Origin of the sequence: Paenibacillus sp. VT-400 (assembly GCF_001029205.1) — a bacterium.
Taxonomy (GTDB): domain Bacteria; phylum Bacillota; class Bacilli; order Paenibacillales; family Paenibacillaceae; genus Paenibacillus; species Paenibacillus amylolyticus.
Genome location: NZ_LELF01000067.1, coordinates 499169 through 513263, shown reverse-complemented (window position 1 = coordinate 513263; position 14095 = coordinate 499169). Strand labels below are relative to the sequence as shown.

The 14095-nt window shown below is 45.8% G+C and carries 14 protein-coding genes; all 14 read right to left on the bottom strand.

Features of this window, described 5'->3' with window-relative positions; genetic code table 11:
* Window positions 1-20 precede the first annotated feature (20 nt).
* From EL84_RS12900 to galU, 14 genes are read right to left on the bottom strand one after another with little or no spacing between them, the layout of a single operon-like run.
* Window positions 21-941: an LCP family protein gene (locus tag EL84_RS12900; RefSeq protein ID WP_047841973.1), complete on the bottom strand. Its 921-nt coding sequence runs from the start codon at window positions 939-941 to the stop codon at window positions 21-23.
* Between the two features lie 13 nt (window positions 942-954).
* The gene (locus EL84_RS12895; RefSeq protein WP_047841972.1) at window positions 955-2286 is read right to left on the bottom strand and encodes a UDP-glucose dehydrogenase family protein; all 1332 of its coding nucleotides are present in this window, start codon (window positions 2284-2286) and stop codon (window positions 955-957) included.
* A 32-nt stretch (window positions 2287-2318) separates the two neighbouring features.
* Window positions 2319-3701: a sugar phosphate nucleotidyltransferase gene (locus EL84_RS12890; RefSeq protein ID WP_047841971.1), complete on the bottom strand. Its 1383-nt coding sequence runs from the start codon at window positions 3699-3701 to the stop codon at window positions 2319-2321.
* Window positions 3698-4726 (bottom strand): polysaccharide pyruvyl transferase family protein, encoded by a 1029-nt coding sequence (locus EL84_RS12885; protein ID WP_047841970.1) that lies wholly within the window; start codon window positions 4724-4726, stop codon window positions 3698-3700. Before EL84_RS12885 ends, EL84_RS12890 begins: the two co-directional genes overlap by 4 nt.
* The gene (locus tag EL84_RS12880) at window positions 4713-6089 is read right to left on the bottom strand and encodes a lipopolysaccharide biosynthesis protein (protein WP_036668918.1); all 1377 of its coding nucleotides are present in this window, start codon (window positions 6087-6089) and stop codon (window positions 4713-4715) included. Before EL84_RS12880 ends, EL84_RS12885 begins: the two co-directional genes overlap by 14 nt.
* Window positions 6090-6097: 8 nt before the next feature.
* Window positions 6098-7003 carry a glycosyltransferase gene (locus tag EL84_RS12875; protein WP_235431526.1) on the bottom strand — a complete coding sequence of 302 codons (906 nt, stop codon included), beginning with the start codon at window positions 7001-7003 and terminating at the stop codon, window positions 6098-6100.
* Between the two features lie 43 nt (window positions 7004-7046).
* Window positions 7047-8069, bottom strand: a complete 1023-nt coding sequence (locus EL84_RS12870; RefSeq protein ID WP_047841969.1) for a glycosyltransferase — start codon at window positions 8067-8069, stop codon at window positions 7047-7049.
* A gap of 11 nt (window positions 8070-8080) precedes the next feature.
* Window positions 8081-9025 carry a glycosyltransferase family 2 protein gene (locus tag EL84_RS30825; RefSeq protein WP_053061474.1) on the bottom strand — a complete coding sequence of 315 codons (945 nt, stop codon included), beginning with the start codon at window positions 9023-9025 and terminating at the stop codon, window positions 8081-8083.
* 21 nt (window positions 9026-9046) lie between these two features.
* Window positions 9047-10114, bottom strand: a complete 1068-nt coding sequence (locus tag EL84_RS12860; RefSeq protein WP_047841968.1) for a glycosyltransferase family 4 protein — start codon at window positions 10112-10114, stop codon at window positions 9047-9049.
* Between the two features lie 38 nt (window positions 10115-10152).
* Window positions 10153-10632: a PssE/Cps14G family polysaccharide biosynthesis glycosyltransferase gene (gene pssE / locus EL84_RS12855; RefSeq protein WP_053061473.1), complete on the bottom strand. Its 480-nt coding sequence runs from the start codon at window positions 10630-10632 to the stop codon at window positions 10153-10155.
* Entirely contained in the window at window positions 10629-11087 is a 459-nt protein-coding gene (gene pssD, locus EL84_RS12850) for a PssD/Cps14F family polysaccharide biosynthesis glycosyltransferase (RefSeq protein ID WP_036668906.1), read from the bottom strand. Before pssD ends, pssE begins: the two co-directional genes overlap by 4 nt.
* Complete coding sequence (locus tag EL84_RS12845; RefSeq protein WP_053061472.1) at window positions 11084-12460, bottom strand: O-antigen ligase family protein; 1377 nt, start codon at window positions 12458-12460, stop codon at window positions 11084-11086. Before EL84_RS12845 ends, pssD begins: the two co-directional genes overlap by 4 nt.
* A gap of 34 nt (window positions 12461-12494) precedes the next feature.
* The gene (locus EL84_RS12840; RefSeq protein WP_036668903.1) at window positions 12495-13193 is read right to left on the bottom strand and encodes a sugar transferase; all 699 of its coding nucleotides are present in this window, start codon (window positions 13191-13193) and stop codon (window positions 12495-12497) included.
* Window positions 13190-14092 carry a UTP--glucose-1-phosphate uridylyltransferase GalU gene (gene galU, locus EL84_RS12835; RefSeq protein ID WP_036611572.1) on the bottom strand — a complete coding sequence of 301 codons (903 nt, stop codon included), beginning with the start codon at window positions 14090-14092 and terminating at the stop codon, window positions 13190-13192. Before galU ends, EL84_RS12840 begins: the two co-directional genes overlap by 4 nt.
* Window positions 14093-14095 lie beyond the last annotated feature (3 nt).

Below are 14095 nucleotides of genomic sequence, written 5' to 3'. Positions count from 1 at the left end.
TGGTTCACCGCCCTATCCGATCATTTTGAATGTTCTTCAATCATCTGATGTATCCTGTCTCGTTCCGACTGTTCCACGATATAGTAATACACTCCGTCTATTTTCTTGCCCGTGCCTTTAATCTCAACGGATTCAATATGATCCAGTACCGAACGATAATTGGAGAACATCTGCTTCATCTCATCAAAGGTAACGTCGGTTCTGACGTGAGCACTGACTTCGTCCAGCAACGTCTCCAGTTGCAATACGTTGGATACCTGGACCGTATTTTTCAGCACTTGTTTGATGATCTCCCGCTGGCGGTCATTCCGCCCGAGATCTCCCTTCGGATCATCATAACGCATCCGCGAAAATCCCAAAGCAGCTTCACCATCCAGATGGATATTCCCTTGCTCGAACCGGTAACCCTCATAGTCAAATGCAAACGGGTTATTCACATTCACTCCACCCACCATGTCGATGACTTGTGCAAAGCCCTCCATATTCACTTTCATGTAGTAATGTATGGGAACGTTGAGCAATTGTTCCACGGTCTGCACAGACATGTTAACGCCCCCAAAAGCATAGGCATGGTTGATCTTATCCTCCGTGCCATGACCAACAATATTCGTTCTGGTATCTCGGGGAATGTTAAACATAAGTGCGGATTTTTTCGCAGGATTAACACTTAATACAATCATGGTGTCGGAGCGCCCCCGATCATTGGAACGTTCATCCACACCCAGAATCAAAGCATTAAAAGGTTCTTCATTCTCCATGTCCACAGGGAAATCTCCCCCACCCCGCTGGTCTACAATAGATACCTGCTTGATGGGTTCCCGGGGTTCATACATTTGATCCGCCGCTGATTTAACATGCGAATACAGATACACAGAATATCCAATCATGACAACTGCAACAAGGGAAATGGCACCTAATGTTATTTTGATCCCGCGTCTCATGTTATGGCCTCCGTTAGATGACTGCCGTTTTTCTTCCATCAATATTGGTTAGACCTGGACGACCAACGGAGTAGTATTGGAAGGACGTATCTTTAATCTGATCTTCTCCGTAGATGTTTCTTCCATCAATCAGGATGGGTTGATTCATATGCGCTGCCAAATCAGTCAGATTAACCTCCATGAACTCTTTCCATTCTGTCAGAACACAGAGTGCATCAGCACCTTCCGCCGCTTTCATGGCACGCTCTTCCCACGTAATGGATGGGGAATCCACCTCTTTGCGGAAGTTCTCGGTAGCGATGGGGTCATATGCCCGAATCACTGCTCCCTGCTCAAGCAAACGTTGAATGATCTCAATCGCCGGAGCATCACGAACGTCATCGGTATCCGGTTTGAAAGCGAGCCCCCAGATGGCAATCTCCTTCCCTTCGAGTGAGCCTAGTGCGTCTTCCAGTTTACGAATGACGTTGAAGCGTTGATCTTTGTTCACTTCCACCACGGACTTCAGCAGTTTGAAGTCATAATCCACATTACCTGCAATTTGAATCAGAGCTTGTGTATCCTTAGGGAAACAGGAACCTCCGTAACCAATGCCTGCCTTGAGGAAGGAGGCACCGATTCGTCTGTCATAGCCCATGCCTTCGGCAACACGGCTGACATCTGCTCCTACTTTTTCACAGATGTTAGAGATTTCGTTGATAAATGAGATCTTGGTTGCCAGGAAAGCGTTGGATGCATATTTAATCATTTCGGCCGAGCGAATATCCGTAACAATAATCTGATCGGTTAATGGCTGATGCAGCTCTTTCAACGTGGCGACTGCCCGCTCACTATGTGTCCCAATGACTATCCGGTCAGGATAGAGCGTATCCTGGACAGCGGTACCTTCTCGCAGGAACTCCGGTACCGATGCCATGTCGAATGGATGATTCGTCAAACTGCTGATCCATTCCTGAATACGATCATTAGTTCCGACAGGAACAGTGCTTTTAGTCATTATTATTTTATAATTATCCATATAAGAACCTATTTCTCGCGCGACAAGCTCAATAAAGCTCAGATTTGCTTCGCCATTAGGCAGGGATGGCGTACCCACCGCGATAATGATGATATCCGAACGACTGATAGCATCCTGAATGTTGGTGGTGAAGGACAGCCTTCCTGCTTTCATATTGGCATTCATGATATCCTTCAGACCCGGTTCATAGATCGGAACATGACCGTCCATTAACATATTCACTTTTTCCACATTGTTGTCGACACAGATCACGTTATTTCCCAGTTCCGAAAAACATACGCCCGATACCAAACCCACATACCCTGTGCCAATCACCGTAATATTCATTCCATAATCTCCCCCATGTCCTAATGTGTTGGTTACGCGTGCTTCACATATGTCTGAACAATGTCCTGCCATTCGGTAGACACTCTAACGATATCTTCCTCAATCAGCTGACTGCCGATCTGTACTTCAATGATCTCCAGTTCCGTAACGGCTCTGACGGAATGAAGCATACTCCGGTCAATGATCACCGTATCTCCTTGCCCGATCATTCGGCTCTGCCCATTCAGAATCAATTCCCCTGTTCCCGATACAACCGTCCATACCTCATTGCGAAGCAAATGGTATTGATAACTCAGGTTTTTCCCGGCACTGATGCAGATTCGTTTGGTGAGAACCTCGCCGCCAGCTTCGTTTCTTGTGTAATCCAGAACCCGGTAGCAACCCCACCTGCGCTCCTCATACATGGGGCGTTGATCCTCGTTCTTCAAGATTTCCTTGATCCGTGGGCTGGCTTCTTTGTCACTGACCAGAATGCCATCCGGACTCACGGCGACCACCACATCCGACAAGCCCAATATGGCAACCGGAATGTTCAATTCATTGACCAGGTGGGTATTCAGGGAATCTCCCGTAATCCACCCTTTTCCTACAACCGAGCTTCCCATCTCTTCCGTGAGTGTGTTCCACGTGCCTAGATCTTTCCAGAAGCCGTTATACGGAATAGCAATAATCTGATTTGCCTTCTCGACAACCTGGTAATCAAAACTAATCTTGTTCAATCTTCCGTATTGCTTCAGCATCTCGTCATACTGGATCGGCAGTTCCATCTCAATGAGCAGATTAATCAAATAACCAAGTTTAAAAGCAAAAACCCCGCAATTCCATAATGCGGCCTGCTCAATCATGAGGACCGCATCGGATTCGCAGGGTTTCTCCTGGAACTTCGCTACATTCACGTATTCATTGTTATTTTCACTGGAAGATTGGGATTGCGGAATGATGTATCCGTACTTCTCTGACGGGTATGTGGGCACAACTCCCATTAAGGCCAGATCAGCACCAGACTTATCAAGCATCTCCGGTAAGGTTGCCAGCACTTCGAAGAATTCTTTCTCAACAAAGGGATCTACAGGCAACACTGCAATCGTCTCATTCAGACTCACACTCTCTACGGAATACAGATAGGAGGCTGCCAGCGCAATCGCAGGAAACGTATCTCTGCGCTCGGGCTCCACAACCAGTCTCACATCGTCTCCCAGCTGAGAAGTCAGAATCTCCACCTGTGGCAAACTGGTCGCAATAAGCGCCTCTGATGCAAGTCCGGCATGATTCAGCTGTCCCCATACCCGCTGTACCATGGATTCCGGATTTCCCTCTGGCCCATGAAGAACTTTAAGAAATTGCTTGGATCTGGAATCGTTGGATAACGGCCAGAGACGCTTGCCAGAACCGCCGGATAACAGAATACTTCTCATAGGGCTGCACCATCCGATAACACAACCGTACTTGCTCCCTTGCCGGTCTCGGTTGGTTTGTTATATGTGCTGGTCTGATTGGATTCCAGTCTGCCTGCCGGATTGCTCTTGGTCCAAGCTGCATAATAATTCGAGTTCTTGCCGTATGAATTATCCAGCAGGATGTTCGGTTGATCCAGGAGACAGGCCAGAATATGTCCATGCAGACGGGATGTCGTGATGGTTTGGTATTGATTGAATTCCTTAATGGCCGTATGTACCATCCGATCAGAGTATTTGTACCACAACCAGCGGGCAAAAGAGCTGCCTTTCCCTGACTTTAACCGGGATGTAATCATGCGAATGATCTTCCGGTCTACCCGGTTGTACAATGTCTCCCAGTCTTTAAACGTGGCCTTAGATCCACTGACGGATTCGTAATGCACCTGATTCTGAGTTTTCTCAATGTCTTTCCGGAAGAAATACAACATCTCTGCAGTAGGCTTGCTCTTGGACTTAAGAGGCCATAACTGATGCGCCATATCCGGAGATAGATACACATTGGTTTGTTGAAATTCTTTACTGGCTATCTCATAAGATAAGGTATCCCGGACAAAAAAGTGTACATCCTTATGACGATTGAATACTTGTGCTGTCTTTTTCAATTCAATATCACTCTTGTAAAACATCGTCTGAGGCAGAATGACAATCCGGTGATTCGGATGCTGGGCAATCATGCGCTCTCTCAATTTCTGATGGGCAGGGTACAGATCACCAAAGTTACCTCCCCCGTGCAACACAATCGTTATACCTTCCGGTACCTTGAGGGACAAAGGGCAATCCAGAATGCTGTATCTGGCACGTACATGAATATCATTGTCCCGGAAGAAAGCCTCAGTACCTTTCATAATCAACAAGTCGCCACCATTGCTATGCACCGGGTAATCCAAATAATAGATTTCGGTACGCGGTGGAATGACCTTCAAAATCTGACGTAAATGTCCCTTCAACTCTTCCATTGGATGAATATTGTTAGTGCCCAGCATCTCCATCTCCTCCTTGGGTGACTCTTCTTCTTTTTTTATTTAACCGTTCATAGAGAAACGTCAGATCTTCCTTGTCATAGAACATGGCGGCAAACTTCACCTTAAATACAATCTTCATCGCAGCCACAGTAACCACCATTCGTACAATGGACCCGATCAATAAAGCAATCGCAATTCCGTTGAGCCCCCACAGCGGGGTGAATACAAAGAACAAAGCCACCGTCACCGAGAGTGCAATGAGCTGTCTGATCATCACAAGTCCAGGCCGACCAAGTGCATTAAATGCGGATGCCAGAATCCAGGAGCCACCACCAATAATGCATTCCACAGCCAAAATATAAAATGCTACGCTCGCTTCCAAAAATTCGGAGCCAAACAGAAGACCCATCAGGTAGTTCCCCACAAACATGGTGGGTATTACAATGATCATCATGACCATGAGCGAGATGCGGAAGGCTCTGCCAACTGTTCGAATAATCTGCTCTTGGGGCAATCCAGTCACTTTTGGAAAAACAACATTGCTAATCGCCGTCTGAACCGCATTGTAGATTCGGGATAACGCAAATACGACGGAATACAGTCCAAAATCACGCGGGGTGAGCAAAGCCAAAATAATGATTTTATCAAACTGGGTATACAGCGTTCCTAACAATTCAACACCATACACCCTGCTGCCATAACCAAAAAGCTTCTTGGCCGAACTCTGATCCACCCGATCCTTGAACCATCTCAGTCTCAATTCATTACGGTTGGCATAGATAGCCCACGCCACCACTGAGAAGCTGGTTACAAAATAGATCGCAGCCGCGAGCTGAATGCTCAGCATGCCCAGGCCCCATAACACAAAAAGCCCGCCTACATTAAACAGGGGGATCATTAACCGGATACCATTATATACAGCGAATTTCTCCCGACTCTGCGAGAGAGCTGATATGAGATTGATGACAATAAGTACAGGAACGGTAGCAATCGTATACCATCTGGATATCTGCACGACCTCCGGCGGAAAGCTGGAGAGCCAGAAAGGTAATCCAAACCAGGCCACAATGCCAATGATGATGCACACCGGAACTTGAAAAAGAAAGCTTAACCGAACATACTGTGCACTCTTCTCGGTTGCGCTCTGTTTGATGTTATAAATGATAGAAGTTGGTAGTCCGAATCCGACCAATCCGGTTAAGAGTGCTGGCCAGAACAGGATGGCCGAGAATGCACCCTTTCCCTCTACGCCGAACATGCGTGACGTCAAAATGGAAGACAACATCGTCAGTGTCATGACCAGCAGATTGGTTCCACTTGTCTGAAATATGGCACTCATTAAGCCGTTTCCTCTGAATACTTTGCGAAGTGCAACTTGCGCCATAGCGATCCTCATCCCTTACTGTTTTGACGAAGCGACCCAACAATCATGCCGTTTCGGTAACATACTTTGGCAAGCTGACGTGTGAACCGATCTGCATTATAAATGTAGATCAGTGAGGTTGTGATCCCCTGTGCAAGCTTGATGCCATGTTTGGCCGTACGCACAACACCACGATCCTGATCCCGAATAGCATCACTCACACCTTGCCAATAGATTCGGCGCAGAAACCAGTTCTTTGTCGTTCGCTCTTTGGCTACTTTATGTTGTACCGCGCCATACGGCGTGTAATATACCTTGAACTTTGTCCGTATTCTTGCAATTAACTCACTCTCTTCGCTGGAGAGGAGGTTGTTCCCCACTCTTCCAAGATCTTCACGGAAGGGAGCCAGTTGATCAAAGACGGATAAACGAAAAGCCACATTTGCACCAAATGGAATATAAGGACTTTTCATTTCAGTGACTTCATCTGCAAAATCCAGAATGGTGAACAGCGACCTGTTCTCCGGTGGAATCCACATTGGCTCAGGCACTTCCCAGATCGGGTCAATCTTGCCACCAACACAACCGATATTTTCATTCATCTCAAACACACTAACGATCTGGTGAATCCAGTCCCTGCAAGCAAAGGCATCATCGTCAAGGAAAAGGATATACTCGCCACGTGCCTCGTGAATGGCCCGGTTACGGGCGACAGACAAGCCTTGCTTTTCTTCCAACACATAACGGATCGAATGGTTCTCATGCTGCAAGATGGTTTGAAGCACGACTTCCCGTGTATTGTCTTTTGAATTGTTATCAATGAGTATGATCTCATAGTCGCTGCTTGCGTAATTCTGTTGTATTGCACTTCGTATGGCCTCTACCGCATCCTGTGCACGGTTATACGTACAGATCGCGACGGTTACCTTCATCATTTCATCCCCATATTTTTCAATTAGGTCCACCCGTTCATCTGCACTAACTGGAGTACAGGGTAAGTGTCCTTTGGGCAATCACTGGCCAATCCAGCCGCTCCAACGCTTTGACAAAACCACTGCCTTCCTGAAACTCCGATTGTTTTAACCGGATCATATTCATCGCTTTAAGCAATCCATCCGGATCGGAAGGTTCGTAGAGCACGGCACAATCTTCAGGCAGATATTCCTCCAACAATCCAATCCGTGGTGCCACCACCGGTTTACAGAAGGTCAATGCCAGAATCGCACTGCCTGAAGTGGCAATTTGCTTGTATGGAAGAATGATCGAATCGACTGCATCAAAATAATCCGAATATTCATCATCTTCGATGAAATGAAAATGAGTATGAATATGTCCACTCTTGAGAAATTCATCTCCAAGGTCATAATCCTTTACCTTTTTGCCGGCAATCAACAGATGGGCTTGTTCGGAATCCAGATCCTTGAATGCCTCCAGCAAATCATCCACGCCCTTGTACGGCGACACCTGACCGAAGAACGCATACACATAACTATCCTCCGGGATGCCAAACCGGGAGCGGATATTCACGCCTTTACCCTGATACACTCCCTTGTAATGTCCATGCGGAATGACCTCGATCCGGCTGGAATCAATCCCGAATGTTGAACAGATCTCCGAGATCAAGGGTTTACCCATGACAATCAGCTTGGAGCAATTTTGGACCAGTATTTTTCTCATCCAATAATCGAACCGCGTCTTGCCGCTGTTGTGTGGCCAGATGTTATGCACCGTCCAGAACAATTTGGCCCCGCGCAAACGTGCAAAACAAATCATCAATACATACAGAATGGATTTGATCACTGTTGCCAGCAGGGATGAACCTCTGTAATAGAAGCTGGGCCAATGAAAATGCAGCACATCATTTTTTTTCAGTTTGATTAGATCTCTTTTGGTAAACTGTTTCACTTCCCATCCCTTGTTCTCAATGGAATCGGATAACAGCTCATTGAATTTATTGTTTTCAATCATCTTGGGCAGCATATACACCGTCGGATTTTCCATCCAGGCACCTCTTACTTTAGTTTCATTCGCACAGGTTCCTCTGTATACGTTCCAACTGCGCGCCTTGCATGAAATCTCATTAGAAATCCTTGCATCATAATTTTGGTATTACGCTTGAGCAGTACCCAATCTTTCCACCAAGGGTACAGCGATAGTGCTTTTTTCAAATAAACGTTATTGCGAAGTGTATTTCTCGACCATTCGAGCATTCGATAATGGTGTAACTGACGGCGCTTCTGTTCCTTGGACATGTCATTGTAGTATTTCAAAATAATCTTGCGTTGGCCCTTGTACTTGGCCGTTGTAGAGGTTGAAATTCGTGGACCACTATGGATGTTGATATCCACCAGCGGTTCTTTCACATTCACGGCGATGTAGCCTCGTTTCAATATACGCAGATAAAAATCATAATCCTGAGCGGATGTCAGATTTTCATCGAATCGAACTTCACGGGCCAGTGAGGTAAGTACCATGATTTTGGACGTTTCCCCAATCCAGTTGAATGTAAGCAGATCCTCATACCGGATAACATCGCGAGGTTCCACTGACAATTTCCGTTTGACCACCTGATGCTGCTCATTCGTGTATGCGAGATACTTGCTGCAAAAGGTGAATGATTCCTGTGAACGCTCCAACACTTCCGCCTGGGTTTTTATTTTGTCAGGCATCCATTCATCATCATCATCCAGGAAGGCAATGTACTTGCCATTGGCTTGGGATATCCCTACATTCCGTGCATGGTTGGCTCCTTTGGGATATGGAACTCGGATGTACCGAATCCGTGAATCTTCCCGGGTCCAAGCCTGACAGATCTCTGGCGTCTGATCTTCTGAACCATCATCCACAATGAAAATCTCCAGATACGGATGTGTTTGCTCACGTACACTTCTCAACGCATTTTTCAATAAATCGGCCCGGTTATGGGTCGTAATGATGCAAGATACCAAGGGGTTCATTTCATCACCTTTTCCTGTTCACTAGGATACCTTCACTTGAAGTGCATCATATATTCCTGATAATCTGCCCACGAGAAGATTCATATCGAACTTATCCGATATAATCTCTCTGTTATGTGAACCCATTCTTGCTCTAACCTCTTCATCCGTGATGAGATATTCCAGCGCTGATGTCAGCCCGTGCACATCTCCCGGCTCGATTAACAGCCCATTATGACCGGATGTAATCACTTCGGGGATGCCTCCGACGGTGGTCGATATAATGGGCAAGCCACAATTCATTGCTTCAAGTATGGCCATAGGTAATCCCTCATGATAAGAAGGCAGGACCAGTAGATCCGCTTCCCGCATCAGCTTTTCCTTTTGCTCTCCGTTAATCCAGCCGAGTACATTGACACGATCCTCTATTCCATACTGCTGCACGATTGCTTTGACTTCTTCGACTTCGCCATCCCCTGCCAGATTAAAGGTAGCTGTAACGCCTAGCGCCTTCAATTGCTGAATGGACTGAAGCAGATCATAGACTCCTTTTCGCTCACCCAGTCTGCCCATGAACAGAGCATTAACGGCTGTTTGTTGTTCTCTTACAAACGGTTCTTTGACAAAGACCCCGTTATAAAGAACCTCAATGGCTGTCTCCGGAACAATCGTAGCAAAGTATTCTTTCCACGTCTGGGACAAGACAATCAACTTGTCTGCCTGATTCAGAATGTAATGACAATAATTGCGCTGCAGAGCAAATTGATTGTAGAAATCATCAAAGCTGGCCGCATGTATATGCAGAATGACTGACTTTCGAAACAACTTTCGTGCGGTTAGCAGAAATAGAGACTTCCGATAAAAGCTCCCATTGTTCGCCATATGAATATGCACGATATCCGGCTTAAACGTGTACAGTTTCATCCAGAATTGCATGAATCCCCGTATAAAAATAAGCAGCCGTGATAACACGCTGCCCGTGATGTACGTTTCGACCCGCTGCATGGCATACATTTCCGAGATGGAGGAATCCTCAATGTTTTTGATGACACTCACAATTCCGCCCATATCCTTCAAGGATGATCCAACAACCAATACTTTTGGTTTCATGATAGACTCCTTTTTTTCATGGTTAATCTTCATACCTCTTATAGACTATTCACGTAATTTTTAATGGATAAGATCAGATCAGACTGTTTTCTCACATAGGGCTGGAACGTCAGCTCCTCTATGCAAGGAACCAAATTTTGCAATTCAGCCCGACTCTCCGCGACGGCCACATAGCCGTTTTCCTGAAAAACTTTGGAGATCTCAAGCTGATGGTCATCCACATGCTCGCCCCATTCTTTCCGGCGTGGAATGACAATAACCGGCTTGCCACGTTCAAGACAATTTGTGATGGAGCCAACACCCGCATGAGAAATAATGCATCTGCTGCGCTCCACATATTCATTCATCTCTTCCTGCGTGAGGAAAGGAATCACAGTGAAATTTCGCGGCTGATACTCGGTATATCCGGATTGGGCAACAACCTCTTCTTCAATAATTCCTGCCTCAATCGCCTCATCAATAAGCTCAAACATCCGATTGAAGGGAAAACGCTGGGTTCCAACGATAGCAAATATCAAAATAAAGCCCCCCTGTACTTCGCATTGGGATAGCTATCCTGCAACGTTTCCCATTGGATGAAGAACTCATCCGAGATTTTGTACATCAATCTCCCGGTTGCGCTGGAGGAATAGATTTTGGCATAACTTTCGATATAAATCAGCTTGGCACCGAAGATTTTACCAATGAGGCAAAAAGGGTATGTGGCTCCCGCCCCTGTTGTAATGATCACCTTTGGACGCTCACGCAGATATAGAAAAAACGATTTGATAATATTAGCCACAAAGATTAGCAAGAACATCGCATTTTTACGCTCTTGCTGCATTAAGAAGTATACTTTGCCCTGAGACGATTCTACTTTTCTGCTTTTATTTTTCTCGGTAATCAGGAAATAATCATGTTCTTCAACCGCAGGTATAATTTTGGTTAATTCATCAAAATGGCCGCCTGTAGAACTGATCAAACAGACCTTCATGTTCTAATCTCCTTTGAAAAGGATACGTCCTTGGCTCGCTGTATCTGTATATCCACTTCTGCTTCAGCCCCTGACTTGGAATGGACTCCATTTCCCGTAGCATATAACACGTTCAGGAAGATACAGAATGGAGCAATCAGATGAACCGTGGACAGGGTATTGTCAAAAAAGGAATAGGTCAGGAAACCGATAATCATACCGGCAAAATACAACCGGATCATGCCGCCCAATCGGAAGTAAACAGCCCGAAACACCAGCAGCAGCGATAGAAACAACAGGATGGCTCCAACTAACCCGCCATCGTAATAAAAACGAATGTATTCATTATGCGGAACAACGAAGCCGGAAAAAATACTTCCATCATTCGCTACGAGAGTTGAGCCGAGTCCACGTCCAAATATCGGATACTCATTTGCTTTGCCAATAAAATAATTCCAGGCTACATCCCTTCCCGACAGGCCTTTGCTCTCTGACCTCATCTCATAATTGTCCCACTGCGCAATCACCATATAGGCCACAGCGACAACGAACAGAATAAGAGGAATAATGGCACTGACTCTGCCTTTGATGAAGGCTTTCAGTTGATCAAAGAGATAGACCAGAATAATCGGAATAAGCGCAATAAGGGGCCCCCTTGTTCCCGTCTGGACCAGAATGACCAGATGTGTCAAGGTAAGCATGTAATACAGAACAACCTGATGGCCTTGCTTGATCTGAATCAGACAGACGCAGATGGAGATAAAACACAACATGGCCAGATGCGCGGCGATGTTAGCACCCTGTAACCGGGTTACTCCCGACATCTCCAGGTTAGTAATGGACAATATGCCGGCGAGTTGCAGAATATAACCACCAGCAAGACTGAACAGCGGCAACCATGCGAGTACACGTATAATTCGTTGACTGATCTCTCTTGAAAAATGGGGCATCAGCAACAAAAAAGGAACAATGACTCCCAGAAAGGCCTTGAATGGATCGAGCGGACTAACCTTACTGGGCAGATCAGATAGAAAATAACTCTCCACAAATAAAAAACCAATCGCCAGTGCAGGATATATCAACTCTTTGCGAATACCAAAGCGTAGAAAAAGAGAGACGACAAAACCCAGAATCGCCAGCTTGTAGAAGGACAGCGAATCCAGTCCTGCCAGATGAATGCTAAATATTTTGTCAATGGACAATGAAAAACTTACGATGAGAATCATAAAAATCCAGCTGGGCTGTTTAATATAAACGCCCAGCAGAATCACAGCTATAAGTGCAACAACCGAGACTAGCGGAAGATAGATTGCTGCGAAGACAATTACCAGCGAAAAAAGAATGATATTAAACGACTTCATATTTAATGCAGCAAGTATACCGGTCTTTTGCATATCTGCTATGCCACCTCAAAGCCAGAATCGTGTTTCAAAACGCATCCTTCGAACCTACCAGCACCTTGAACGTTCTGAAGATAATTTTGATGTCCACCATCATGCTGCGCTCACGGGCATACGTCAGATCCAGCTCCACCATTTCCTCAAAACCAACACTATTTCGACCGCTGACTTGCCATAATCCCGTACATCCCGGGATCATCTGAAGACGTTGTCTGTCATAGGAAGTGTAGTTCTTCACTTCTCTGGGCAGAGCCGGTCTGGGTCCAACGAGACTCATCTCTCCTCTGAACACGTTCCACAACTGAGGCAGCTCATCCAGACTGGTTTTCCGAATGAACTTGCCAATCCGGGTAATGCGGGGATCATTTTTCATTTTGAACATATTCCCGTTCACTTCATTCTGATCAATCAGTTGTTCCAGCAGATCTTCTGCATTCGCAACCATGGACCTGAATTTGTACATATGAAACTCTTTTCCATTCTGTCCGACCCGTACCTGACGAAAAAAAACAGACCCCTGCGGGGCCTCAATTTTGATCAGTAATCCGATGACCGCAAACAAGGGGCACAAAATGATCAAACCTATGAAAGAACCCAGCAAATCGAGCATTCTTTTCATAAATAGATACACTTTATCCGCATTTTGTCCTGACATCGTTGATGCATTGTACCCCAGACTTGGGTCCATAACGATCTCCGCTTCCTTCGTTTGGGGAGATGGACTCATTCAAACTCCCCCCCGGCTACATGTTCTACCGACTCTTTTTCCAGAATCTGTTGCAGAGCTTGCAGCATTGGAATTCTAAGTTCCTGTTTTTGCAAAGCGAAGTCGATGGTTGTCAAAATGAATCCCAGTTTCTCGCCCACGTCATAACGTACTCCCTCGAAATCGTAAGCATACACTCCTTGTGTCTCATTTAAGCGCTGAATCGCATCTGTTAATTGAATTTCTCCCCCTTGACCAATCTCTTGTTGCTCCAGATGTTCGAAAATCTCTGGACTCAGTACGTATCTCCCCATGATCGCCAGGTTGGAAGGCGCTGTGCCTTGGGCAGGTTTCTCTACGAACCTGAGAACCTCTGTCAAACGGCCATCCGATTGAAGCGGGTCTACAATGCCGTATCTGTCTGTTTGTTCAGCAAGTACGGTTTGTACGCCAACAATGGAATGTTGAACCTGATCATATTGATCAATCAATTGTTTGGTGCATGGAACTTCCGATACGACGATGTCATCTCCGAGCAACACGGCAAAAGGTTCGTCACCGATAAAGTTACGTGCACACCAGACAGCATGACCAAGTCCTTTGGCCTCTTTTTGTCTTATGTAGTGGATATCCACGTTAGAAGATTTGCGGACCTCTTCAAGCAAGCCCAGTTTCCCTTTTTCCAGCAAGTTATGTTCCAATTCAAAAGCGTTGTCGAAATGATCTTCAATTGCCCGCTTCCCTTTACCCGTTACGATGATGATGTCTTCGATTCCAGAGGCAATGGCTTCCTCAACGATATACTGTATAGTTGGTTTGTCCACAATAGGGAGCATTTCTTTGGGCATCGCTTTTGTGGCTGGCAAAAATCGTGTACCTAGTCCAGCTGCAGGAATGATTGCTTTTCTCACTTTTTTCATAAA